The following is a 23,132-nucleotide window of genomic DNA, read 5'->3' as shown; positions in this document are numbered from 1 at the left end:
GATCGTTCAGGGTGAGTAACGGGACTCGAACCCGCGACATCCTGGACCACAACCAGGTGCTCTACCAGCTGAGCTATACCCACCATGACCGGCGCTTTCCGCACCGGCCGAGAAAAAGTGTACAGGGTCCGGAGGGGTGCTCGCTCCCGGCTTTCGGGGAGTCGGGAGCGAGCACGGGGTCAGGCGTGCCGGGCGGGCAGGACGTGCTTGGCCGCGATGGCCTTCGCCGTGTCCGAGTCCGGGCCGGGCTGGGGGACGAAGACCGCCTCCCGGTAGTAGCGCAGCTCGGCGATGGACTCGTGGATGTCCGCGAGCGCGCGGTGGTTGCCGTTCTTCTTGGGACTGTTGAAGTAGGCCCGCGGATACCAGCGGCGGGCCAGCTCCTTGATCGAGGAGACGTCGACGATCCGGTAGTGGAGGTAGCTCTCGAGCGTCGGCATGTCCCGCAGGAGGAAGCCGCGGTCGGTGGAGACCGAGTTTCCGCACAGCGGGGCCTTGCCGGCGTCGGGGACGTGCTCGCGGATGTAGGCCAGGACCCGGTCCTGGGCGTCCTCGAGCGTGGTCCCGCCCTCGAGCTCGGCGAGCAGGCCGGAGGTGGTGTGCATCGTGCGCACCACCTCGTCCATGGTGACCAGCGCTTCCGCGGGGGGCCGGACAACGATGTCCACTCCCTCGCCCAGGATGTTCAGCTCGGAGTCCGTGACCAGCGCGGCCACCTCGATAAGCGCGTCGTTCGCCAGCGAGAGCCCGGTCATCTCGCAGTCGATCCACACCATGCGATCGTTCATACGTCTCACCCTACGGGGCGTTCCCGCTGGCCGGGCACGGACGGACGGCCCGGAGCACGACCCGCGGCCTGTTCGGGCAGGCGCGGGGCGTAGGTGTCCGACTCCGGTTTGCCAGGTTCCGGATGCGGAGCGTGGTGATGGTGCCCGGGATGCGCCGGGTGACCCGTGTGGCCGCCGGGCGCGCCCGGCCGCCGCAGCGCCAGCGAGTGATCGCCGCGCTGTTCGATCACCTCGGCGCGGTCGGGCCGGTCGGCCCGCTCCAGCCGCTCCAGGCGGTCGGCGCGGTCCGGGCGGTCCGTACGCTCCGCCGGGCCGCCCTGGGGCCTGCGGGCGCGGTACGCGGCCCGGTAGGCGGCCGGGGAGGACCCCAGCTGCCGCCGGAAGTGTCCGCGCAGCGCGACCGGCGAGCGGAAGCCGCAGCGCCCGGCGACCTCGTCGACCGAGTAGTCGGAGGTCTCCAGGAGCCGCTGCGCCTGGAGCACCCGCTGGGTGATCAACCACTGGAGTGGAGCGCTCCCAGTGAGCGAACGGAACCTGCGGTCGAAGGTTCTGCGGCTCATATAGGCACGGGCGGCCAGGGCCTCGACGTCGAACTGCTCGTGCAGATGCTCGAGCGCCCACGCCACCACCTCGGCGAGCGGGTCCGCCCCGATCTCCTCTGGTAACGACCTGTCCAGATAGCGCTCCTGCCCTCCACTGCTGCGCCGCGGTGGGACGACCAGGCGCCGGGCGAGGGCGCCGGCGGCGTCCGCGCCGTGGTCGGTGCGCACGATGTGCAGGCACAGGTCGATCCCGGCGGCGGTGCCCGCCGAGGTCAGTACGTCGCCGTCGTCGACGAAGAGCTCGCGCGGGTCCACATGGACCGACGGATAGCGCTTGGCGAGCGTCGGCGCGTACATCCAGTGGGTGGTTGCCGGGCGGCCGTCCAGCAGCCCGGCGGCGGCCAGTACGAAGGCCCCGGTGCACAGGCCCACGATCCGCGCACCCTCCTCGTGCGCGCGGCGCAGCGCGTCGAGCGCGGCGGCCGGTGGCGGCTGGGTTATCGACCGCCAGGCCGGTACGACGACGGTCCCGGCCCGGGAGAGTGCCTCCAGGCCGTATGGTGCGGTCAGTTCCAGTCCGCCAGTCGTTCGCAGTGGCACATCTTCGCCCGCACACACCAGCAGTCGGTACCGAGGGACTCCGGCGTCCTGCCGGTCGATACCGAAGACGGAGAGCGGGATGGAGCTTTCGAAGATGGGGCCGCCGCTGAACAGCAGCACCGCGACGATTTCTCGTCGCCGGCGTCCGGAGAGCTTGCGCGAGGTCTCCGGTACGGTCGTGGAGTCCTGGCTCATGGCACTAAGCCCCCCTCGGTGGTCGCGTCCTCTCGGTCCTGCACGTTTCCCCTCGGTCCTGAACGGTTCCCCCGCCGGTCATGGCCAAGATCGAATCTACTGTGTCGCGTGTGGTCGCCGTGACCAGTTCACCACCCGCCACTATGTCGACATGACAACTTGGCGCGAAGCATTCGATCACGAAGCGTTGCACTCGTAGCCCTCGCTGTGAAGTACGCCTTGTGCGGACACCCACTTCCCGTAGGGGGTACATGCGCCTCTGACCCCTTTCCACGCTGGCCGGACGGGGGTTGAGCACGGTGTTTGCCAAGGGAAGAACTGTGGCGCGAAGTTGGCTGAAAACAAGCGGGCGCAGATGTGCGGATGCGTCATGCGACCGGCGTACGACCCGCTCGTACTTCCGCAGGAGTTCGGCAGTACTCGATCAGCGCTGAGTGTGCGGAGCGCTACCGAACGCGTCCGCGGACGCGCCCTGGGGCACGTCGGCGGGCGGGTTCTCGGTCACGTTCTCGGTCACGCCCGCGTCCCGGCGGTGCCCCGGTCGTGTCCTCATGCGCGGCGGCCGCCCCGGTGCGCGCCGATTCCCGTACGGCCGTGGCGGCCCCGGTGCGGATTGGCGCCGTCCGCGTCCAGCCGGGCCGCGGTGCGCTCGGAATGGCGCAGCAGGGCGCGGCTGGCGGCCGTCACGGCGGCCAGGCCCGCGGCGGCCGCCACCGCGCCGCCGAGGGGCGCTCCGCACATCAGCAGGGCGACGGGGACCACGGCGCAGCCGAAGGCGGCCCAGCGGATCACCTCGTTCACCGCGCTCACCGCGTCGCTCGCGGCGGGCTGGACCGGGGCTCGAGCGGAGCTTGGAGCGTGCGGCCGTCCGGGGGCCCCGGCGCCGCCGTCGGGGGCGCCGCGACGGGCGTCGTACGCGGGGGTGACGGGCACGGGCAGGGCTCCTCATCTAGCGGCCGGCGGGGTGCCGACGGGGGTCGGCGCGGGGGTGACGAGGGGGCGGCGGGCGGTGCGTCCGGGCAGGTGGCCGGGCAGGTGGCCGGGGTGGGCCGGGGCCGCCGTCCCCGTGCCGCTACTACAACGCCCGGCCCGCCCCCAGGTCACTGCCGGGCGGCCGCACGGCGTACCGCGGCGGCCCGGCCTGGGCGGGTCCCGGGCCGGGTTCCGGTGCGAGTCCCGGGGCGAGTGGGACCACTTGGGGCATTGCGTTACGGGCCGCCCTCCGGCATGCTCCGGGGAACGCTTCGGGGCGGCTCCGCTCCCGTGGCAACCTCTGGGCAGGTGGTGAATGCCGCCGTACCCTTGGGGGTAAGGGCTTGGAAAGATGAATCCCGGACGGATTTCGACCCCTCGATGACGTCCCCGAGCTCCAGCGGAGCTCACGTCCCCCGACAGCCCGCAACCTGAGCCCCCGCCGATCCCTCCGCACGAGGACATCCTTCGCCGAGACACCGATGGCCGGTCACGAAATCCCCGAACCCGCGGACCGCAAGCGGGTCGCCGATCACATGGCGCACCCCGAAGCGGCGGAAGAAACACGTCATTCCTGCGATCCAGCGTTCCAGCACGGTGTCGTGGTGGGATTCGACGGTTCCACATCGAGCGAGCGCGCCCTCGCCTACGCCATCGGCATGGCCCGGCGCTCCGGCTCAGGGCTGATCATCGTCCATGTGGCCAACCGGCTGCCGACGACCGTATGGGCGGGCTGTGAGCCGCCCGTCTTCGTCGACGTCCCCGATCACCGCACCGAGGTGCTGGGGCTCGAGCTGGCCTGCGCCGACCATCTCGCCGAGGTGCCCTGGATCCTCGTCGAGCGGGGCGGGGACATCTGTCATGAGCTGGAGGAGGTCGGCCGGGAGTACGCGGCCGACGCGATCGTGGTGGGCTCCACGCACGGGCTGGTGGGGCGGATCTTCGGCTCGGTGGCGGGGCGGCTCGCGCGGCGGGCGCAGCGGCCCGTCATCGTCATCCCCTGAGTTCTGTGAGCTGTCGTGAGTGGTCGCGAGGTGTTCCGGGTGGCCGCTGAGCGGCTCTGAGGAGCCCTGAACGGCCCGGAGTTCCCTGGGCTCTTCGGGACCCTTCCGAGTCCTTCCGGGGCTTTCCGCGCCCTTCGAGGTCCCTGTGCCTCCGGCGCGCTGTGTCCCGGAGCCGCTTCGTCAAGCGTCGTTGTTCAAGTCAAAACCTCTTTCGTCGTTGCGACGTGGCGTGAGCGCCTGGAACCGGACACCTTCAACTCCGCTGGACCGCAGGCGAGATGGCGTCAAGTTCATCTTGACAACCGATAAACCTACCGATGCGTAGAAGTGGATTGTGCGTTTGTGAGGGGTACAAATCGTTCGATCGTGCTGTCGTGCGGGAAGTGACGGTTCCCGCGCGGCGGCCAGCCGCCGGCGTGCCAGGGCGACGTCGGCGAAGGGGAGGCGGCCCCCGCGTGCGTGGTGGCACACGCGGGGGACCGCCGAGCGGCCCGTCGAGCGGTCCGCTGAGGGGTCCGCCGAGGTCGCGCGGGGTGCGGACCGGGGCTCGGGTCTATTCGACCGTCACCGACTTGGCGAGGTTCCGGGGCTTGTCGATGTCCCGGCCGAGCGCCAGCGCCGTGTGGTACGCGAGCAGCTGGAGCGGGATGCCCATGAGGATCGGGTCGAGCTCGGGCTCATTGCGGGGTACCACGATCGTGTGGTCGGCCTTCTCCTGCTCCCGGTGGGCGACGGCCAGGATCCGGCCGCTGCGGGCCTTGATCTCCTCCAGTGTCGCGCGGTTCTTCTCCAGCAGGTCGTCGTCCGGGAGGACCGCCACGGTCGGCACCTCGGGCTCGATCAGGGCGAGCGGCCCGTGCTTGAGCTCGGAGGCCGGGTACGCCTCGGCGTGGATGTACGAGACCTCCTTCAGCTTCAGGGACGCCTCGCGCGCCACCGGGTAGCCGCGGACCCGCCCGACGAACATCATGCTCTTTGCGTTCGCATATTCGGCGGCGAGCTTCTCGATCTCCTGCTCGCCGCGCAGCACCTCGGCGATCTGCTCGGGCAGCCTGCGCAGCCCGTCGATGATCCGCTTGCCGTCGGCGACCGAGAGATCGCGGATCCGGCCCAGGTGCAGGGCGAGCAGCGCGAAGGCGACGGCGGTGTTGGTGAAGCACTTGGTGGAGACGACGCACACCTCCGGGCCCGCGTGGACGTACACCCCGCCGTCCGTCTCCCGGGCGATCGCGCTGCCCACGACGTTGACGACGCCCAGCACCCGCGCGCCCTTGCGCTTGAGCTCCTGGACGGCCGCCAGAGTGTCGTAGGTCTCGCCGGACTGGCTGACCGCGATGTAGAGGGTGTCCGGGTCCACGACCGGGTTGCGGTAGCGGAACTCGCTCGCGGGCTCCGCGTCCGCCGGGATCCGGGCCAGCTCCTCGATCAGCTGGGCCCCGATCAGACCCGTGTGGTACGCCGAACCACAGCCGAGGATCTTGACCCGGCGCACCCCGCGCGCCTCGCGGGCGTCCAGGTTGAGCCCGCCCAGCCGGACGGTGGAGAAGCGGTCGTCGATCCGGCCGCGCAGCACCCGGTCCACGGCGTCGACCTGCTCGTGGATCTCCTTGTGCATATAGGTGTCGTGGCCGCCCATGTCGTACGACTCGGCCTCCCACTCCACGGTGGTGGGGGAGGTGGAGGTGCGGCTGCCCTCGGTGGTGTAGGTGCGGTAGTCGTCGGCCTTGAGGGTGGCCATCTCGCCGTCGTCCAGGGTGACCACCTGGCGGGTGTGGCTGACCAGCGCGGCGACGTCCGAGGCGACGAACATCTCCTTCTCGCCGATGCCCAGCACCACCGGCGAGCCGTTGCGGGCGACGATGATGCGGTCGGGGAAGTCCGCGTGCAGCACGGCGATGCCGTAGGTGCCCTCGACCATCGCGAGCGCGTGACGGACCTTCTCCTCCAGGGTGGGCGCCTGGGAGCGGCCGATGAGGTGGGCGAGCGCCTCGGAGTCGGTGTCGGAGACCAGCTCCACGCCGTCGGCGGTGAGCTTGGCGCGCAGCTCGGCGGCGTTGTCGATGATGCCGTTGTGGACGACGGCGACCTTGCCGTCGGCGTCCAGATGCGGATGCGCGTTGAGGTCGTTGGGCGCGCCGTGGGTGGCCCAGCGGGTGTGGGCGATGCCGGTGGTGCCCGTGAACCGCTTGGGAAGCTTGGCCTCCAGCTCGCGGACCCGGCCCTTGGCCTTGGCGGTCTTCAGCCCGGTCGACGAGGCGTTCTGCCCGCCCTTGCCCGGCTTGCCCTGGATCGCGATGCCCGCGGAGTCGTAGCCGCGGTACTCCAGGCGCTGTAGTCCCTCCAGCAGCAGCGGTGCCACATCGCGTTTTCCGATGTATCCGACGATTCCGCACATGGTGTTCTGGGCCTCCCATTGGATCGCTCATGCGTGCTCGTGCCAGTTTTCGGCGATGGCGGCCGCCGTCGTGGACCGGTGTCGTGGGCCGGCGCCCTGGGCCGGTGTCGTGGATTGGCGTCGTCAGCCGTAGACGATGCGGCGCAGCTGGCGCAGCGAGAGTTCGGGCGGGGCCACCGCGCGGTGCGGCAGCTCGGCGGTGATCCGCTCGAAGATGTCCGCGTTGGTCAGCCCGCCGGACTGTAGCTCGCGGTGGCGGCGCCGGACGAACTCCTCCGTCGTCTCGTCGAAGTACGCCAGCACATCCAGCACCACCCGGGCCGCCTCGCCGCGGCTGAGCGGCGTACTGCGGACCAGGTGGTCGATAAGGTCATCGTGGGACATACGGCGATCGAGCACCCGTTGATACTGCGATGCGGAGACGGGTTTCGCAACAATCCTGCCCGATATCGGGCAGGGCTTGGGGTGAACGCGGAGTCCCGGGGCGCGCTTTCGCCGTCGAGGCCGCAAATGCTCTCTTGTTGGGTGATATACGGGCGAATTACGCCGAGTGGTGCATTCCGGCGGCTCCATGGCGACACATTGGTCTACACCTTGACCGCACATGGGCCTCGCGGTACCCAAGAGCGACGTTTCGGTGAAGGGATCCCCTGTGAGACGACGCCGTGCCCGACTTCTGTGTTCGCTGCTGCTGACCGTGGTCGCCGGGGCGGGGACCGCGGCCTCCTCCGCGTCCGCCTCCTCCGCTTCTTCTGCTTCTTCCGCGTTTTCCGCTTCCCCTTCGCACGCCGCCGGGGTGGCCCAGGCCGCCACCGCCCCGGCCCCCCTGGACCGGGTGGTGCCCGCGCCCGCGTCCGTACGGCCCGCGGCGGGCTCGTACACGATCCGCTCGAACACCCGCATCCGGGTGTCCGCCTCCGACGGCTCGGCGCGTCCGGCGCGCCGGGTGGGCGACTACCTGGCGAAGGTGCTGCGCCCCTCCACCGGCTTTTCGCTGCCCGTGACCGCGCGGTCGGGCGGCGACGGCATCCGGCTGCGGCTGCTGCCCCAGGCCGCCGGGGCGCGGAAGCTGGGTGCGGAGGGATACCGGCTGGAGGTCACCGGACGCGCGATCACCCTCAGCGCGCGTGGCTCCGCGGGGCTGTTCCACGGCGTGCAGACGCTGCGGCAGCTGCTGCCCGCGTCGGTCGAGCGCACCACCCGGCAGCCGGGCCCGTGGCGGGTCTCCCGAGGCACCATCACCGATGTGCCGCGCTACGCCTGGCGGGGCGCGATGCTCGATGTCTCCCGGCACTTCTTCAGCGTGGATCAGGTCAAGCGCTACATCGACCAGTTGGCTCTCTACAAGCTCAACAAGCTGCATCTGCACCTCTCGGACGACCAGGGGTGGCGGATCGCGATCGACTCCTGGCCACGGCTGGCCACGTACGGCGGCTCCACGCAGGTCGGGGGCGGGCCCGGCGGCTACTACACCAAGGCCGACTACCGCGAGATCGTGCGTTACGCGGCGAGCCGTGAGCTGACCGTCGTCCCCGAGATCGACATGCCGGGCCACACCAACGCGGCGCTCGCCTCCTACGCGCGGCTCAACTGCGACGGCGTCGCCCAGCCGCTCTACACCGGCACCGATGTCGGCTTCAGCTCCCTGTGCGCGCCCAAGGAGGTGACGTACGACTTCGTGGACGACGTCATCCGCGAACTCGCCGCGCTCACCCCCGGCCGCTATCTGCACATCGGCGGGGACGAGGCCCACTCCACCAGCCATGAGGACTACGCGGCCTTCATGGACCGGGTACAGCCGGTCGTCGCCAAGTACGGCAAGACGGTGGTCGGCTGGCACCAGCTCACCGGAGCGCGTCCCGCGAAGGGCGCGATCGCTCAGTACTGGGGCCTGAACGGGAACGAGAAGGAGGTCGCCGAGGCGGCCAAGGCGGGCACCCGGCTGGTCCTCTCACCGGCCAACCGCGCCTATCTGGACATGAAGTACGACGCCGATACTCCGCTGGGGCTGAGTTGGGCCGGGTACGTCGAGGCGAAGCAGTCCTACGACTGGGACCCGGCCACCTACATCAAGGACGCCCCGGCGTCATCGGTGCTCGGTGTCGAGGCGCCACTGTGGTCGGAGACCCTGCTGACCAGCCCGCAGCTCGAGTACATGGCCTTCCCCCGCCTCCCCGGCATCGCCGAACTCGGCTGGTCGCCCGCGCGTACGCACGACTGGAGCGACTACCGGGTCCGGCTCGCGGCGCAGGGCCCCCGCTGGGACGCGCTGCGCATCGCGTACTACCCCTCCCCGCAGATCCCCTGGCCCGCTCACTGACCCCCCACCAGCACGGCCCCCGCGCCCCGGGCCCCGCGTTCCCCGGGGCGCGGGGACGGGGGCCGCTCCGGGCGTTCCCTCGACCCTGCGGACGGGTTGTGGGCCTGGCCTCTGGGGTGTGGCCCTCTCCCGGGGCGTGGCCCTGCCCCGGATTGCGGGCCCGGCTCTGGCGGGCGGGCGCTCGATGGTGGCTCCGGGTGCGGGCCCCGAGCTCGGGGCTCGGGACCGCGCGAAGGGGCGGACCGGGGGCCACCGCCCCAGGGGTGGGCCCACGGGGCGGCGGCCCAGGGGGCGGGCCTGCGAGGCGGGGGCGGTGCCGCGGGGCGGTGTCCGGGGGCGGGGGGTTCGGGGGAGCCCTGTGGTGGGTCAGCTTGCGAAGCCCAGTTCTCGCGCGATCAGCATGCGCTGGACCTCGCTGGTGCCCTCGCCGATCTCCAGGATCTTGGAGTCCCGCCACATCCGGGCCACCGGGTACTCGTTCATGAAGCCATAGCCACCGTGGATCTGGGTGGCCTCGCGGGCGTTGTCCACCGCGACCTCGGAGGAGTAGAGCTTCGCGATCGACGCCTCCTTCTTGAACGGTTCGCCGAGCACCAGCCGGGAGGCCGCGTCACGCCAGGCCACCCGGGCCATATGGGCGCGCGACTCCATATCGGCGAGCTTGAACTGGATCGCCTGGTTGGCACCGATGGGACGGCCGAACGCCTCGCGCGTCCTGGCGTACGTCACCGACTCGTCCACACAGCCCTGGGCGAGCCCGGTGGCCAGCGCGGAGATCGCGATCCGGCCCTCGTCCAGGATCCGCAGGAACTGGGCGTAGCCCCGGCCCTCCGCGCCCAGCAGGTTCGCGGCCGGGACCCGGCAGTCGGCGAAGGACAGCTCGCGGGTGTCCGAGGCGTTCCACCCCACCTTGGAGTAGGGGGCGGCCACGCTGAAGCCGGGCGTGCCCGACGGCACGATGATCGAGGAGATCTCGGGGCGGCCGTCCTCCGTGCGGCCGGTGACCGCGGTGACGGTGACCAGCGTGGTGATGTCCGTACCGGAGTTGGTGATGAAGCACTTGGTGCCGTTGATCACCCACTCGCCGGTGGCCTCGTCCAGCCGGGCCGTGGTGCGGGTGGCGCCCGCGTCCGAGCCGCCGCCGGGCTCGGTCAGGCCGAACGCGCCCAGGGCCTCCCCGGAGCACAGCGCCGGCAGCCAGGTGCGCTTCTGCTCCTCCGTGCCGTAGCGGAAGATCGGCATCGCGCCGAGCGAGACCCCCGCCTCCAGGGTGATGGCCACCGAGGAGTCCACCCGGGCCAGCTCCTCCAGGGCGATGCAGAGCGCGAAGTAGTCCCCGCCCATACCGCCGTACTCCTCCGGGAAGGGCAGGCCGAACAGGCCCATCCGGCCCATCTCGCGGACGATCTCGTACGGGAACTCATGGTGCTCCCAGTACTCCCCGATCTTGGGGGCGACCACATCGTGCGCGAACGCCTCGACGGTGCGGCGCAGTTCCTCGTGTTCCGGGCTGAGTCGGTGGTCGATCGACATGGCTCAGGTCTCCTTCTGGGAGAGGGCGCGGACGGTGCGGGACGGGCTGGGCCGGCCCAGGTGCCGGGCCATCCACACGCTGGTTGCGGTGAGGCGGCCGATGTCGACCCCGGTCTCGATGCCGAGGCCGTCGAGCATCCACACGAGGTCCTCGGTGGCGAGATTGCCGGTGGCGCTCTTGGCGTAGGGGCAGCCGCCGAGGCCCCCGGCGGAGGCGTCGACGGTGGTCACACCGTGCTGGAGGGCCGCGAGGGTGTTGGCGAGGGCCTGGCCGTAGGTGTCGTGGAAGTGCACGGCCAGCCGGTCGTCGGCGATGTCCGCCTCGTTGAGCGCGTCCAGCAGCTCCCGCACATGGCCGGGGGTGGCCACGCCGATGGTGTCGCCGAGACTGATCTCGTCGCATCCCATGTCCAAGAGGCGGCGGCTGACCGAGACGGTCTGGGAGACCGGGACCGGCCCCTCCCACGGGTCGCCGAAGCACATCGACAGATAGCCGCGCACGGCCACGCCCGCGTCCTCGGCCTTGGCGACGACCGGGGTGAACATCTCCAGCGCCTCGTCCACCGTGCGGTTGAGATTGGCCCTGGCGAAGGACTCCGTGGCGCTGGCGAAGACGGCGATCTCGCGCGCGCCCAGCGCGAGGGCGCGGTCCAGCCCGCGCTCATTGGGCACCAGCACCGGGAGCCGGGCGTCCACGTCGTCGACCAGCCGCATCAGCTCCTCGGCGTCGGCCAGCTGGGGCACCCACTTCGGATGGACGAAGCTGGTGGCCTCGATGGTGGTGAGGCCGGCCTCGGCGAGCCGCCGGATGAACTCGGCCTTGATGGCCGCCGGGACCAGCGTCTTCTCGTTCTGCAGCCCGTCCCGCGGGCCCACCTCGTGGATCCGGACCCGGGCGGGCAGCCCGGGGGCCGGGACGGTCATGGGGAGGGTCATCACTCACGCTCCTCGTTCTCGTGCGGAGTGCTCTCGTGCGGGGTGCTCTTGTGCGGTGTGCTCTCGTGCGGTGTGACGACCGCCAGCAGCTGGTCCATGGCGACCGTGCTGCCGGGGGTCACATCGAGCTCGGTGACGGTCCCGTCGTGCGGGGCGGAGATGAGGTGCTCCATCTTCATCGCCTCGACCACCAGCAGGCCCTGACCCGCGGTGACCTCGTCGCCCACGGCCGCCTTCACGACGGTGACGGTGCCGGGCATGGGCGCGGTCAGCTCCCCGGCGTGCGCGGCGGCGGCCCCTCCGCGCAGCGCCTCCTCCACGGGGTCGTGGCCGACCACGCGCCAGGTGTCCCCGTCCCGGCCCAGCCAGTGGCTCGCGCCATGGGCGGCATGGCGGAAGCGGTGGGTGACCCCGCCGAGGTCCACCAGCACGCTGCCCTCGTCCAGGACGACGAGCCGAGCTCGCACGCCCCCGGCGTCCGCGGCGGCTGCCGGGACTCGCGTGGCCCCGGCCGCGCCGGCCGACCCTGCGGGCCGCACGGGTGTGGTGTCCTCCGCCGTGTCGGAGGCCGGGTGCTCGATCCGCAGTTCCGCGTCGTGTGCGCGGCCGCGCATGCGGACGGTCACCGGGGGGTGGCCGGGCACGCGCAGGCGGTGGATGGTCCAGGCGGGGGCTCCGCCCAGCCGCCAGCCGGTCGGCACCGAGAACGGATCGACCCAGACGTCCGCGGCCGGGCCGCGCGCCGGGCCGCCGGGGCCGGGGCCGGCGGGCTCTGGATGCGCACCGGGCCCGCCGCCGCGCGGGGCCGTGGGTTCCAGCGCCGCCTGGCGCAGCAGGGCCGCCGCCGCGTAGACCTCCTGCGGTATGGCCGAGGGGATCAGCGTGGCCGCCGCGCGGTCGACCAGGCCCGTGTCGAGCTCGCCCGAGACGACCGTGGGGTGGGCGGCCAGGCGGCGCAGGAAGCCGGTGTTGGTGTCCACGCCGAGGACGGTCAGGGAGCCGAGGGCGGCGCGCAGCCGGCGCAGGGCCGTGGGGCGGTCGGGGCCGTGGGCGATGACCTTGGCGAGCATGGGGTCGTAGACCGTGCCGACCTCGGTGCCCGTGCTCAGCCCGGAGTCGACCCGCACCCCCTCGCCCGCCGGTTCGTCCAGCGCCAGCACGGTGCCGGCCGAGGGCAGGAAGTCCACCCGGCCGTCGGCCGCCGAGCGGGCGGTCTCGGCGCAGATACGGGCCTCTACCGCATGGCCGCCGAAGGCGATGTCGTCCTGTCCGAACGGCAGCGGCTCGCCCGCGGCGACGCGCAGCTGCCACTCCACCAGGTCCAGGCCCGCCCGTCCGCCGACCGATACCGTCAGCTCGGTCACCGGATGCTCCACCTGGAGCCGGGTGTTCATCTCCATGAAGCAGTACGCGGACGGATCGTCGCCCGGCACGATGAACTCGACCGTGCCCGCGCCCACATAGCCGCACGACCGCGCCGCCGCCACCGCCGCCTCGCCCATCCGCGCCCGGGTGGCCTCGTCCAGCAGCGGACTGGGCGCCTCCTCGATGATCTTCTGATGGCGGCGCTGGAGCGAGCACTCGCGCTCCCCGAGGTGCACCACATGGCCGTGACCGTCCGCCAGCACCTGGATCTCGATATGCCGGGGCCGGTCGATCCAGCGCTCCACCAGCAGCGTGTCATCGCCGAACGCGCCACGGGCCTCCCGCCGGGCGGCCGCGATCTCGTCGGCGAGCAGCGCCTCGTCGCGGACCAGCCGCATGCCCTTGCCGCCGCCGCCCGCCGAGGGCTTCAGCAGCACCGGCGTCCCGATCTCGCGGGCGGCGGTGATGAGCTGTGCGTCCGTCAGCCCGCTGCCCGAGGAGCCCGGCACCACCGGCACCCCGGCCGCGTGCACGGTCTCCTTGGCGCGGATCTTGTCGCCCATCAGCTCGATGGCCCCGGCGGGCGGCCCGATGAAGGCGAGCCCGGCGTCGGCGCAGGCGCGGGCGAACGCCCCGTTCTCCGCGAGGAAGCCGTAGCCGGGGTGGACGGCCTGGGCGCTGGTCAGCGCCGCGGCCTCCAGCAGCCGCTCGATGGACAGATAGCTCTGCGCGGCGGGGGCGGGGCCGATCCGCACCGACGTGTCCGCCTCCCGCACATGCCGGGCGTCCGCGTCCGCGTCGCTGTGGACGGCGACCGAGCGCACCCCGAGCCGCCGCAGGGTGCGGATGACGCGCACGGCGATCTCGCCGCGGTTGGCCACCAGGACGGTGTCGAACATCGCGGGCGACGGGCTCACCGCAGGCGTCGAGGTCGGCGAACTCGTTGGACTCGTAGGGCTCATCGGGTGCATCCCCCTCACATCCGGAAGACGCCGTAGCCGGGCGCCACGGTCTCGGTGGCCGCACGGCCGGGCAGCGGGGCGTTGGCGCAGGCGGTCAGGGCGAGCCCGAGGACCGTGCGGGTCTCCAGGGGGTCGATCACGCCGTCGTCCCACAGCCGGGCCGTGGCGTAGTAGGCGTTTCCCTGCGCCTCGTACTGCTCGCGGACCGGGGCCCGGAACGCCTCCTCTTCCTCGGCGCTCCACTCCTCGCCGCGCGCCTCCATCTGGTCGCGCTTGACGGTGGCGAGCACGGAGGCGGCCTGTTCACCGCCCATCACGGAGATCTTCGCGTTGGGCCACATCCACAGGAAGCGCGGCGAATAGGCGCGGCCGCACATCGAGTAATTGCCCGCGCCGTAGGAACCGCCGATCACGACCGTCAGCTTGGGGACGCGGGTGCAGGCGACGGCGGTCACCATCTTGGCGCCGTGCTTGGCGATCCCGCCCGCCTCATAGCTGCGGCCCACCATGAAGCCCGAGATGTTCTGGAGGAAGACCAGCGGGATGCCGCGCTGGTCGCACAGCTCGATGAAATGGGCGCCCTTCTGGGCCGATTCGGAGAACAGGATGCCGTTGTTGGCGACGATGCCCACCGGGTGGCCCATGATCCGCGCGAAGCCCGTGACCAGGGTGGTGCCGAACTCGGCCTTGAACTCGGCGAACCGCGAGCCGTCCACCAGCCGCGCGATGACCTCCCGCACGTCGTAGGGCGTGCGGGAGTCGACCGGAACCGCCCCGTAGAGCCCCGCCGGGTCCACGGCGGGCTCCTCGGAGGGCTCCAGCGGCCACGGCGGCGACCCCTGCCGCAGCGGGGACGGTGGCAGGGTGGCGACGATGGAGCGGACGATCCGCAGCGCGTGGGCGTCGTCCTCCGCCAGGTGGTCGGTGACGCCCGAGACCCGGGAGTGGACCTCGCCGCCGCCCAGCTCCTCGGCCGAGACGACCTCCCCGGTGGCCGCCTTCACCAGCGGCGGCCCGCCCAGGAAGATCGTGCCCTGCCCGCGCACGATCACGGCCTCGTCGCTCATGGCCGGGACATACGCCCCGCCCGCCGTACAGGACCCCATCACCGCCGCGACCTGCGGAATCCCGGCGCCGGACAGCCGCGCCTGGTTGTAGAAGATCCGCCCGAAGTGGTCGCGGTCCGGGAAGACCTCGTCCTGCATGGGGAGGAAGGCGCCGCCGGAGTCGACCAGATAGACGCACGGCAAGTGGTTGTCGAGCGCGACCTCCTGGGCGCGCAGATGCTTCTTCACCGTCATCGGGTAGTACGTGCCGCCCTTGACCGTGGCGTCATTGGCGACCACGACCACCTCGCGGCCCGCCACCCGCCCGATTCCGGCGATCACCCCCGCTGCCGGGGCCTGGCCCCCGTACATCCCCTCGGCCGCGAGGGGCGCCAGCTCCAGGAACGGGGAGCTCGGGTCCAGCAGCGTGTCCACCCGGTCGCGCGGCAGCAGCTTGCCGCGCGCGGTGTGCCGCGCCCGCGCCTTCTCCCCGCCGCCCAGCCGCGCCACGGCCAGCTTCTCGCGCAGCCGCGCGGCCAGCTCGCGGTGGGCGGCCTCATTGACCCGCCAGGTGTCGGACGCCGGGTCGGCGCCGCTGCGCAGCGCCGGTGCCTGCTCCATGGCTACGAGCCCCCTCGCTCGGTCTCGCTCGATCCGGGTCGACCCAGCTCGCTCCAGCTCGATCCAGCTCGATCCGGTTAGTCATCGTTAACTCTCCACCAGGTTAACGACCACTAACCGCGCTGTCTAGAATTGATTTCATGAGCATGCAAGCACCCGCACCGACCCGCCGCGAGCAGATCCTCAAGGAGGCCGCGCGCCTCTTCGCCGAGCGCGGCTTCCACGGCGTCGGCGTCGATGAGATAGGCGCGGCGGTCGGCATCAGCGGCCCCGGTCTCTACCGCCACTTCCCCGGCAAGGAGGCGATGCTCGCCGAGCTGCTCGTGGGCATCAGCGGCCGGCTGCTGACGGGCGGCAAGCGGCGCGTCGCCGAGGGGGAGGGGGCCGGGCAGACCCCGGCCGAGGTGCTGGACTCGCTGATCGAGGGACATATCGACTTCGCCCTCGACGACCGCCCGCTGATCGTCCTCCACGACCGCGAGCTCGACCGGCTCCGGGACACCGACCGCAAGCTGGTGCGCTCACTCCAGCGGCAGTACGTGGAACTGTGGGTCGAGGTGGTACGCAAGGTCTATCCCGGGCTCGCCGAGGCCGAGGCCCGCGCATGTGTCCACGCGGTCTTCGGGCTGCTCAACTCCACCCCCCACCTCGGCCGTCCCGGCGCCCTCCCCGGGCGTGCGGCCACCGCCGCGCTGCTGCGCCGTCTCGCGCTCGGCGCCTTCGGCGGTGCCCATGGCGCCTTCGGCGGCGCCCGCGGTGCGGACGGCTCTGGACAGGCCCGATGACTCGCGGGTAGCTTTCGCTGAGCAAGCGCTTAGCCAAGACTCGGGGAGGTCGCGCCAATATGCGCCGCACGGTGTTCAACGAGGACCACGAGGCGTTCCGGGAGACCATCCGCGACTTCATCGCGGCCGAGGTCGTGCCGTACTACGAGGAGTGGCGGGAGGCGGGCCAGGCCCCGCGCGAGTTCTACAAGAAGCTCGGCGAGCTCGGCGTCTTCGGCATCGAGGTGCCCGAGGAGTACGGCGGGGCGGGCGAGACCAGCTTCAAGTTCAACGCGGTGATCACCGAGGAGACCGCGCGCGCCGGGGTCAGCTTCGGCGGCAGCAGTGTCCACACCGCGCTGTGCCTGCCCTACCTCCTCAAGTACGCCAACGAGGAGCAGAAGCGGCGCTGGCTGCCCCCCTTCGTCACCGGCGAGATGATGACCGCCATCGCCATGACCGAGCCCGGCACCGGTTCCGACCTGGCGGGCATGAAGACCACCGCCAAGCTCTCCGAGGACGGCACCCACTACGTCCTCAACGGCGCCAAGACCTTCATCACCGGCGGTGTCCTCGCCGACCGGGTGCTGGTCTGCGCCCGCACCGCCCCGCCCACCCCCGAGGACCGCCGCAGCGGCATATCCATCCTCGTCGTGGACACCAAGAGCGAGGGCTACGCGGTCGGCCGCAAGCTGGAGAAGCTGGGCCTGAAGACCTCCGACACCGCCGAGCTCTCCTTCACCGACGTCAAGGTGCCGGTGGAGGACCTGCTGGGCGAGGAGGGCAAGGCGTTCGGCTACCTCGCCCACAATCTGCCGCAGGAGCGCCTGGGCATCGCCATCGGGGCGTACGCACAGGCCGCGGCCGCCGTCCGGTTCGCCACCGAGTACGTGCGGGACCGCACCGTCTTCGGTAAGACGGTGGCGTCGTTCCAGAACACCAAGTTCGTGCTCGCCGACTGCAAGTCCGAGGTGGACGCGATGGAGGCGGTCGTGGACCGGGCCCTGGACGCGCATGACGCCGGTGAGCTGACCGCCGCCGACGCCGCCTCCGCCAAGCTCTTCACCTCCGAGCGCGCCGCCGTCGTCATCGACAAGTGCCTCCAGCTCCACGGCGGCTACGGCTACATGATGGAGTACCCCATCGCGCGGCTGTACGCGGACACCCGCGTCAACCGGATCTACGGCGGCACCAGCGAGGTCATGCGCTCCATCGTCGCCAAGTCCATGGGCCTGTGACGACCGTCATGACCAGCGGCAACAGGACCGCAATACGGGTCTGCAAGACTGCTTGAATCATGAATGACGCACTTCAGGGACTCCTCGATCTGCTCGACCTCGAGCAGATCGAGGAGGACATCTTCCGCGGCACCAGCGACGCCGCACCCCTCGTACCGCGGGTCTTCGGCGGTCAGGTCGCCGCCCAGGCCCTGGTCGCCGCGGGCCGTACCGTCCCCGAGGACCGCTCGGCACATTCGCTGCACGCGTACTTCCTGCGGCCCGGCGATCCCGGGGCACCCATCGTCTACACCGTCGACCGGATCCGGGACGGCCGCTCCTTCACCACCCGCCGGGTGGTCGCCGTCCAGCACGGGCAGCCCATCTTCCACCTCTCGGCCTCCTTCCAGCTCTACGAGGACGGCCTCGAGCACCAGGAGCGGATGCCGGACGTACCGGACCCGCTCTCCCTGCCGACCGCCGGGGAGCTGCTGCCCCGCTACGAGCACCTCTTCGTCGGCCCCGGCGTGACCGAGCGGATGCTCCAGGCGCGGGCCGCGGTCGATCTGCGGTACGTGGACGAGCCGCCCTTCGGCAGCGTCGGACGGCCGCGCGAGCCCAAGTCGCAGGTTTGGTTCCGGACCAACGGCAAACTGGACGGCGTCGCCGACCACCCCTTGCTCCACGTCTGCCTGGCGACCTACGTCTCCGATATGACGCTGCTGGACTCCGTGCTGCTCGCCCATGGGCGCGGCGGCTGGACGGTCGGCGACATCGTCGGGGCCAGCCTGGACCACGCCATGTGGTTCCACCGGCCGTTCCGGGTGGACGACTGGCTGCTGTACGACCAGGAGAGCCCCTCCGCGTCCGGCGGGCGCGGTCTCGCGAAGGGCCGCATCTTCACCGCCGACGGGCGGCTGGCCGTCTCCGTGATCCAGGAAGGGGTCATGCGGGTACCGCGCGAGAAGAAGTGAGCACGGCGGCGACGGCGGGGCGCACGGGGCGGCCCGGGTGCGCCCGGCGCAGGGGCGCGGGGCGCGGGGGCGGCCCGGGTAGGCCCGGGTACGCCGGGCGCGGGCGTGTCGTCCGTGCGCGGGGCGCCCTGCGGGTCGTCTGCGGGCCCGGCCGCGGCGGGTCGTGCGTGCGTCGGGCACCGGCGGGCCGTTTGCGGTCCCGGCCGCGTCAGGCCGTGCGTGCGCTGGAGGCCGCCGGGTCGTGCGTGCGTCGGGCACTGGGGGCCGTCTACGGGCCCAGGTCGTCTGTGGGCCCGGCCGCGGCGGGTCGTGCGTGCGTCGGGCGCCTGCGTGCCGTCTGTGGGCCCGGCCACGGCGTGTCGTCCATGCGCCGTGCGCCCTGTGGGCCGTGCGTGTGCCGGGCGCAGACAGGCCGTGCGTGGGCCGGACGTCGGGCGGGCCGTCTGCGGGTCCGGTACCGACGCGTCGTACGGGACCTCCGTGGGCCCGGCGCCGAACGGGCCGTCCCGCTCGGGTCAGAACTGGGCCGTCAGTCCCGCCGCGTCCAGCAGGTACGCCGTCATCGGGTCGTAGAACCTCGGGCTGGTGACGTGGTCGTCCAGCGGGACCACCACCGACAGCGTGCCCTCGGACTCGCCCAGGAAGAGCGCCGGGTCATTGCAGTCCGCGTAGCCGACCGCGTCGATGCCCCGCTGTCCCGCGCACCCCGCCCAGCCGTGGTCGGCGACCACCAGATCGGGCAGCGGGCGCCCCTCGTGGGCCAGTCCGTCGAGGATCGCCGCCATGGGCGCGGGGGAGTGGGTGTGCCACAGGGTGGCGCCCCGCTCCAGCATCGCCACGTCGCAGAACTGGAAGACGTACCCCTCGTCCGCCTGGAGTCCGCCCGGGATCTCCACGATCTCGCACCCCGCCGCCCGCAGCGCCGCCGCCGTGGCCCGGTGGACCTCCAGCAGCCCGCCCGGATGCCCGGTGGCGAACAGCACCCGCTCCTTCGCCTCCGCCGCCTTCCGCAGCACCGACGCCATCCGGTCCAGCGCGCCGACCGTCAGCTCCGGGTCGATGGTGTCCTGCCCCGAGCGGTGCTCCGGGTCGTCGACCACCCCGCACCGCTCCGCCATGACCGCCAGCACGTCCTGCTCATCAGTCCAGCGGTCGCCCAGCTCCAGTCCCAGCCAGTAGTGGCGGTCGCCGTTCGCGAGCTTGCGGTAGTGGGAGAGGTTGTTCTCGCGGGGGGTGGCGACATCGCCCGCGATGCGCGTACGGATGAGGTGGTCGATCAGTTCGGCACGGCTGGGCACGGCGCTGGGTATCGGCATGTGACCTATTGTCGCCCCTGCGGCGAGAAAATGGACATGGTGTCCCAATAACCGGTCCCGATGGACATCGTGCCGGGGCCACGTGGACACGCCGCATCGACCGGCCTGGATAGGGTCGGTCGGCATGGCGATGGAGAACATGCAGGGTGGCCGGTGTGCGGCCTGCGGGGGCGACGAGGTCTACGAGATCGAGTTGGCCGGGCAGTTCGGAATGCGCAAACCGGGTGGGCTCGTCAGCAAGCACACCGTCTTCAACGCCTTCGTCTGTGCCGGGTGCGGCCATATGCAGTGGCACGCGGCCATGGACGAGGTGAAGCGCGACTGGCTGCGGAGGAGGGGTCGCCGCATCCGGCCCTGGGCCCCGAACCCGCCGGGCCCGCCCCAGCCCCCGAACCCGCCGCGCCCGCAGCGGCCCCCGGGCCCGCCCCCGCCGCCTCGGTGACGTGCGGAGGGGGGATAACCCCACCAGGGGGGTACACCGACCGGTGGATCGAAAGTACAACCGGGTGATGCTGTTGGGCGAAGGGCCTGGTCAACAAGGCTTGGCCGTATGAAACAGCTACCTGTGCGCGCCGCTCGCCGGAGCGCTCTGCACCCCTGGCGTGCCATCGTCGGATGGCTGGTGTTCGTGGTGCTGTGCCTGGGCATCGGCAGTGCGGTCGGCACCTATGGCGCGACCACCGAGGACTACCGGGTCGGCGAGGCCGGCCGGGCCGAGGCCATGGCGGCCGACGGACATCTCCAGCGCCGCCCCACCGAGCAGGTGCTGATCTCGGCGAGGCCGGGCGCGGGCGCCCTGGACAAGGCGGCGGCCGACGCCGCCGCGCGGGACGTCGTCGCCCGGATGGAGCGGCTGCGCGAGGTCGGGACCGTCGCCCCGCCCCGTATGTCGAAGGACGGCGAGACCCTGCTGGTCGAAGTGACCATGAAGGGTTCGGAGCTGGACGCCAAGCAGCATGTCGACCCGCTGCGCGCCCAGACGGCGGCGGTCCAGAAGGACAACCCGAGGCTGCTGGTGGAGGAGACCGGCAGCCCCTCCATTGTGCTGAACGCGGTCGCCGACGGGCTCACCAACGCCGAGATCGGTCAGCGGCTCGTCATCGCGGAGGCCACGGTCAAGACCCATCTGCTGCGGCTCTTCGCCAAGCTCGATGTGAATGACCGGACCCGCGCCGTGGTCGTGGCCATGGAACGGGGGCTGCTGCGGCGGCCGCCGAGGTAGCGGGGGGGGCGGGGCATCCGGCGGAGCGTCGCCCCCTCTTGTTAAGCCTTGACTTATATAAGCGGCAGCTGGCAGAGTCCCGATGTGCACGCACTCGATGTCCTGGGAGACCCCGTCCGGCGCCGGATACTGGAGCTGCTCGCCGCGGGAGAGCAGCCATCCGGCCAGGTCAGCTCCGTCATCCAGCAGGAGTTCGGCATCTCGCAGCCCGCCGTGTCGCAGCATCTGCGGGTGTTGCGGGAAGCCGGATTCGCCTCCGTACGGGCCGAGGGCACACGGCGGCTGTATGCCGTCGAGGCCGCCCCCCTGCGGGAAGTCGACCGGTGGCTCGAGCGGTTCCGGGGCTTCTGGGAGCAGCGGCTGGACGCGCTGGGGACGGAACTGGCGCGGGGCAACCGCCGACGACGGCTCGACCAGGAGCGCGGCGGCGACCGTGCGACCGATACCGATGGGGAGACGTAGGCCATGAGCGAGATCGTCGACCAGATCAACCACATCCACCGCGAGGTCGGCACCCGCGAGGTGCCCGAGGGGGAGGCGCGCACCATCCTGGTGCGGCGCACCTACGACGCCGCGATCAAGGACGTATGGGACGCGTGCACCGACCCGGAGCGGATCGGCCGCTGGTTCCTGCCGGTGAGCGGTGACCTGAAGCTCGGTGGCCACTACCAGCTGGAGGGCAATGCGGGCGGCGAGATCCTGCGCTGTGAGCCGCCACGACTGCTCGCGGTGAGCTGGCTGTTCGGCGAGAACCCCGGATTCAGCGAGGTCGAGGTCCGGCTGACGGCCGAGGGCGAGGAGCGGACCGTGTTCGAGCTGGAGCATGTCGCGGTCGTACCGCCCGAGATGTGGGACCAGTTCGGCCCCGGTGCGGTGGGCGTCGGCTGGGACGGCGGACTGCTCGGCCTCGGGCTGTATCTGTCGGGTGGCGAACTCCCCGCCGGCCCGGAGGCGTGGCAGACCTCGGCCGAGGGGCGGGAGTTCATGACCCGCAGCAGCGAAGCCTGGGGCGTGGCGTACGCGGCTTCGGGCGCGTCGGCGGATGTGGCGGCGGCCGCGGTGCGGGCGACGACGGAGTTCTACGTGCCCGAGGGGTAGGGGTGGCTGCGTGCGCCATGCCGGACCCACACGTTGGGTTCGACGTAGACCGCGCGGTCATGGATGAGGTCGCACCGCACCGGGACCAGCGCGCCGGGCACCTCGACGTCACCGTCGCGGTCGAAGGGCAGGTCGGTCCACTGCCGCCACTGGGCCAGGGATCCGCTGACCGTCATCGACGCGGGCGCGACCTTCTCGACGGTGCCGCCACTTTTGACGTGCACCCGTAGCCAGGGGTCGCTCGGCAGTCCGTCGTCGCGCAGCTGGAGGATGTAGTCGGCCATGGGGACGTGCGGTTGCCGGTGCTTGGCCGTCGGGCGGACCGGGGCCAGCAGCGACTCGTGGCCCTGCTCCCGGACCGCCTCCCGCATCGCCGCCAGCATGGGGTAGGACAGACCGCCGCCGAGGTACGCGCTGTCCACCGTGATCTCCAGCGCGCTGGCCGCCGTCGGCGGCTGCCCGCGGCGCCGATCGCGGAACGCCCACGCCAGCACGCGGCTCCAGCCCTGGTCGGGCATGTCCTCCCGCCCGTCGAGCTCGGCGTTGAACGGCACGCTGAACCCCCGCGCCACCACCCGGTCGCCGTCGGTCGCTACCACGCAGTACTCGGGGAAGTCCGTCGGCACCTGGTTCAGCAGGGCGTTCCCGACCAGCTCATGGGGGAGGAAGGCGGGCCAGTTCCCGTCGATGTCATAGACGCGGTCGATCAGCGCCGGGCGCTCGGAGAGCCGGGTGATGGTGATGCCGTCGATGTCTGCCACGGCGAGGGACATTGCCATATGCGGTGCACATCAGCCATGGATTTTCTTCTGAGGTCCGGCGACCGGGCGTCACGCCGGACCCGATCTGTCCGATGGGTCAGGCGTTGGACGAACCGGACCGTGCTCGCGGCTGGTCGGCCAGCTCGAACCACACGCTCTTGCCGCGCGGGTGCAGCCCGCCGTGCCAGACGGTGCCCCACGCGTCCGCGTACGCCTGGACCAGGAGTAAGCCGCGGCCGTGTTCGGCGTGTGGAGTGGGTCGCGTTGTCGTATTGGGCATCCCGGAGGGGTCCTCGTCCCGTACGGATACGTGGAGTTGGTCCGCGCGGACCGTGGCCTCCAGCATCAGGAGCGGGACCTTGGTGTGCAGGTGCACGTTGGACACCAGCTCGGAGACGAGGAGGCGGGCGGTGTCGATGAGGGAGGGGTGCCCGGTGGCCGAGAGCAGCCCCGAGACCATCTCCCGTGCGACCTTGGCGGCCGAATCAAGGGAGGGCTGAC

General features: G+C 71.7%; 20 protein-coding genes, 1 tRNA gene and 1 pseudogene. 9 read left to right on the top strand and 13 right to left on the bottom strand.

The annotated features are described in order from the left end of the window. Positions 1-10: 10 nt before the first annotated feature. The 4 genes from N6H00_RS14960 to N6H00_RS14945 form a co-directional block, all read right to left on the bottom strand. Positions 11-83: transfer RNA gene (locus N6H00_RS14960), tRNA-His, on the bottom strand. Positions 84-179: 96 nt separating this feature from the next. Then, entirely contained in the window at positions 180-788 is a 609-nt protein-coding gene (orn, locus tag N6H00_RS14955) for an oligoribonuclease (protein ID WP_268972176.1), read from the bottom strand. A 5-nt stretch (positions 789-793) separates the two neighbouring features. Further along, positions 794-2,125 (bottom strand): helix-turn-helix domain-containing protein, encoded by a 1,332-nt coding sequence (locus tag N6H00_RS14950; RefSeq protein WP_268972175.1) that lies wholly within the window; start codon positions 2,123-2,125, stop codon positions 794-796. A 549-nt stretch (positions 2,126-2,674) separates the two neighbouring features. After that, positions 2,675-3,058 carry a hypothetical protein gene (locus tag N6H00_RS14945; protein WP_329618532.1) on the bottom strand — a complete coding sequence of 128 codons (384 nt, stop codon included), beginning with the start codon at positions 3,056-3,058 and terminating at the stop codon, positions 2,675-2,677. Positions 3,059-3,579: 521 nt separating this feature from the next. Here N6H00_RS14945 and N6H00_RS14940 point away from each other — a divergent pair. After that, positions 3,580-4,101 carry a universal stress protein gene (locus N6H00_RS14940; protein ID WP_257632792.1) on the top strand — a complete coding sequence of 174 codons (522 nt, stop codon included), beginning with the start codon at positions 3,580-3,582 and terminating at the stop codon, positions 4,099-4,101. A 553-nt stretch (positions 4,102-4,654) separates the two neighbouring features. On the opposite strand, the gene glmS is transcribed toward N6H00_RS14940, so the two are convergent. After that, positions 4,655-6,496 carry a glutamine--fructose-6-phosphate transaminase (isomerizing) gene (glmS, locus tag N6H00_RS14935; protein ID WP_268972174.1) on the bottom strand — a complete coding sequence of 614 codons (1,842 nt, stop codon included), beginning with the start codon at positions 6,494-6,496 and terminating at the stop codon, positions 4,655-4,657. Between the two features lie 123 nt (positions 6,497-6,619). Then, a complete protein-coding gene (locus N6H00_RS14930) occupies positions 6,620-6,895 on the bottom strand; it encodes a hypothetical protein (protein WP_268972173.1) in 276 nt (91 codons plus the stop codon). A gap of 205 nt (positions 6,896-7,100) precedes the next feature. Between N6H00_RS14930 and N6H00_RS14925 the strand changes: the two genes are divergently transcribed. Then, positions 7,101-8,816 carry a beta-N-acetylhexosaminidase gene (locus N6H00_RS14925; protein WP_443072954.1) on the top strand — a complete coding sequence of 572 codons (1,716 nt, stop codon included), beginning with the start codon at positions 7,101-7,103 and terminating at the stop codon, positions 8,814-8,816. A 366-nt stretch (positions 8,817-9,182) separates the two neighbouring features. Here the strand turns inward: N6H00_RS14925 and N6H00_RS14920 are convergent, their stop codons facing one another. From N6H00_RS14920 to N6H00_RS14905, 4 genes are all read right to left on the bottom strand, one after another. Beyond that, the gene (locus tag N6H00_RS14920; protein WP_268972171.1) at positions 9,183-10,349 is read right to left on the bottom strand and encodes an acyl-CoA dehydrogenase family protein; all 1,167 of its coding nucleotides are present in this window, start codon (positions 10,347-10,349) and stop codon (positions 9,183-9,185) included. A 3-nt stretch (positions 10,350-10,352) separates the two neighbouring features. Continuing rightward, complete coding sequence (locus N6H00_RS14915) at positions 10,353-11,285, bottom strand: hydroxymethylglutaryl-CoA lyase (protein ID WP_268972170.1); 933 nt, start codon at positions 11,283-11,285, stop codon at positions 10,353-10,355. Beyond that, positions 11,285-13,549, bottom strand: coding sequence for an ATP-binding protein (locus N6H00_RS14910; RefSeq protein WP_268976971.1), 2,265 nt, complete (start codon positions 13,547-13,549; stop codon positions 11,285-11,287). Before N6H00_RS14910 ends, N6H00_RS14915 begins: the two co-directional genes overlap by 1 nt. Positions 13,550-13,626: 77 nt before the next feature. Further along, positions 13,627-15,279: a carboxyl transferase domain-containing protein gene (locus N6H00_RS14905; RefSeq protein ID WP_268972169.1), complete on the bottom strand. Its 1,653-nt coding sequence runs from the start codon at positions 15,277-15,279 to the stop codon at positions 13,627-13,629. Positions 15,280-15,419: 140 nt separating this feature from the next. On the opposite strand from N6H00_RS14905, the gene N6H00_RS14900 reads away from it, so the two are divergent. From N6H00_RS14900 to N6H00_RS14890, 3 genes are read left to right on the top strand one after another with little or no spacing between them, the layout of a single operon-like run. Continuing rightward, entirely contained in the window at positions 15,420-16,064 is a 645-nt protein-coding gene (locus N6H00_RS14900; RefSeq protein ID WP_268972168.1) for an SACE_7040 family transcriptional regulator, read from the top strand. Positions 16,065-16,123: 59 nt separating this feature from the next. Continuing rightward, positions 16,124-17,281 (top strand): acyl-CoA dehydrogenase family protein, encoded by a 1,158-nt coding sequence (locus N6H00_RS14895; protein ID WP_268972167.1) that lies wholly within the window; start codon positions 16,124-16,126, stop codon positions 17,279-17,281. A 59-nt stretch (positions 17,282-17,340) separates the two neighbouring features. Then, complete coding sequence (locus N6H00_RS14890) at positions 17,341-18,234, top strand: acyl-CoA thioesterase (protein ID WP_268972166.1); 894 nt, start codon at positions 17,341-17,343, stop codon at positions 18,232-18,234. 515 nt (positions 18,235-18,749) lie between these two features. Here the strand turns inward: N6H00_RS14890 and N6H00_RS14885 are convergent. Next, complete coding sequence (locus tag N6H00_RS14885) at positions 18,750-19,550, bottom strand: phosphatase (RefSeq protein ID WP_268972165.1); 801 nt, start codon at positions 19,548-19,550, stop codon at positions 18,750-18,752. A gap of 124 nt (positions 19,551-19,674) precedes the next feature. On the opposite strand from N6H00_RS14885, the gene N6H00_RS14880 reads away from it, so the two are divergent. The 4 genes from N6H00_RS14880 (at position 19,675) to N6H00_RS14865 (ending at position 21,870) form a co-directional block, all read left to right on the top strand. Further along, a complete protein-coding gene (locus N6H00_RS14880; protein WP_268972164.1) occupies positions 19,675-19,992 on the top strand; it encodes a hypothetical protein in 318 nt (105 codons plus the stop codon). A gap of 108 nt (positions 19,993-20,100) precedes the next feature. Further along, complete coding sequence (locus N6H00_RS14875; RefSeq protein ID WP_268972163.1) at positions 20,101-20,772, top strand: LuxR C-terminal-related transcriptional regulator; 672 nt, start codon at positions 20,101-20,103, stop codon at positions 20,770-20,772. An 84-nt stretch (positions 20,773-20,856) separates the two neighbouring features. Next, positions 20,857-21,234, top strand: a complete 378-nt coding sequence (locus N6H00_RS14870) for an ArsR/SmtB family transcription factor (protein ID WP_268972162.1) — start codon at positions 20,857-20,859, stop codon at positions 21,232-21,234. A 3-nt stretch (positions 21,235-21,237) separates the two neighbouring features. Beyond that, positions 21,238-21,870 carry an SRPBCC family protein gene (locus N6H00_RS14865; protein ID WP_268972161.1) on the top strand — a complete coding sequence of 211 codons (633 nt, stop codon included), beginning with the start codon at positions 21,238-21,240 and terminating at the stop codon, positions 21,868-21,870. On the opposite strand, the gene N6H00_RS14860 is transcribed toward N6H00_RS14865, so the two are convergent. Together N6H00_RS14860 and N6H00_RS14855 are read right to left on the bottom strand one after the other, a co-directional pair. Further along, positions 21,852-22,643 carry an N-acetyltransferase gene (locus N6H00_RS14860; protein WP_268976970.1) on the bottom strand — a complete coding sequence of 264 codons (792 nt, stop codon included), beginning with the start codon at positions 22,641-22,643 and terminating at the stop codon, positions 21,852-21,854. The two genes, N6H00_RS14865 and N6H00_RS14860, sit on opposite strands and share 19 nt — an antisense overlap. 85 nt (positions 22,644-22,728) lie before the next feature. Beyond that, positions 22,729-23,106 (bottom strand): annotated as a pseudogene (locus N6H00_RS14855) (ATP-binding protein); the annotation flags it as partial. Positions 23,107-23,132 lie beyond the last annotated feature (26 nt).

This window comes from Streptomyces sp. S465 (assembly GCF_026898115.1).
Taxonomy (GTDB): domain Bacteria; phylum Actinomycetota; class Actinomycetes; order Streptomycetales; family Streptomycetaceae; genus Streptomyces; species Streptomyces luomodiensis.
This window is presented reverse-complemented; position numbering and strand designations above follow the sequence as displayed.

Coding starts and splice junctions, on each gene's coding strand:
- N6H00_RS14875 (WP_268972163.1), top strand. CDS start 20,101: ATGAAACAGCTACCTGTGCGCGCCGCTCGCCGGAGCGCTCTGCACCCC.
- N6H00_RS14920 (WP_268972171.1), bottom strand. CDS start 10,349: ATGTCGATCGACCACCGACTCAGCCCGGAACACGAGGAACTGCGCCGC.
- N6H00_RS14905 (WP_268972169.1), bottom strand. CDS start 15,279: ATGGAGCAGGCACCGGCGCTGCGCAGCGGCGCCGACCCGGCGTCCGAC.
- N6H00_RS14950 (WP_268972175.1), bottom strand. CDS start 2,125: ATGAGCCAGGACTCCACGACCGTACCGGAGACCTCGCGCAAGCTCTCC.
- N6H00_RS14865 (WP_268972161.1), top strand. CDS start 21,238: ATGAGCGAGATCGTCGACCAGATCAACCACATCCACCGCGAGGTCGGC.
- N6H00_RS14885 (WP_268972165.1), bottom strand. CDS start 19,550: ATGCCGATACCCAGCGCCGTGCCCAGCCGTGCCGAACTGATCGACCAC.
- N6H00_RS14880 (WP_268972164.1), top strand. CDS start 19,675: ATGGCGATGGAGAACATGCAGGGTGGCCGGTGTGCGGCCTGCGGGGGC.
- glmS (WP_268972174.1), bottom strand. CDS start 6,496: ATGTGCGGAATCGTCGGATACATCGGAAAACGCGATGTGGCACCGCTG.
- N6H00_RS14895 (WP_268972167.1), top strand. CDS start 16,124: ATGCGCCGCACGGTGTTCAACGAGGACCACGAGGCGTTCCGGGAGACC.
- N6H00_RS14910 (WP_268976971.1), bottom strand. CDS start 13,549: ATGTTCGACACCGTCCTGGTGGCCAACCGCGGCGAGATCGCCGTGCGC.
- orn (WP_268972176.1), bottom strand. CDS start 788: ATGAACGATCGCATGGTGTGGATCGACTGCGAGATGACCGGGCTCTCG.
- N6H00_RS14890 (WP_268972166.1), top strand. CDS start 17,341: ATGAATGACGCACTTCAGGGACTCCTCGATCTGCTCGACCTCGAGCAG.
- N6H00_RS14900 (WP_268972168.1), top strand. CDS start 15,420: ATGAGCATGCAAGCACCCGCACCGACCCGCCGCGAGCAGATCCTCAAG.
- N6H00_RS14940 (WP_257632792.1), top strand. CDS start 3,580: ATGGCCGGTCACGAAATCCCCGAACCCGCGGACCGCAAGCGGGTCGCC.
- N6H00_RS14860 (WP_268976970.1), bottom strand. CDS start 22,643: ATGTCCCTCGCCGTGGCAGACATCGACGGCATCACCATCACCCGGCTC.
- N6H00_RS14925 (WP_443072954.1), top strand. CDS start 7,101: ATGGGCCTCGCGGTACCCAAGAGCGACGTTTCGGTGAAGGGATCCCCT.
- N6H00_RS14915 (WP_268972170.1), bottom strand. CDS start 11,285: ATGACCCTCCCCATGACCGTCCCGGCCCCCGGGCTGCCCGCCCGGGTC.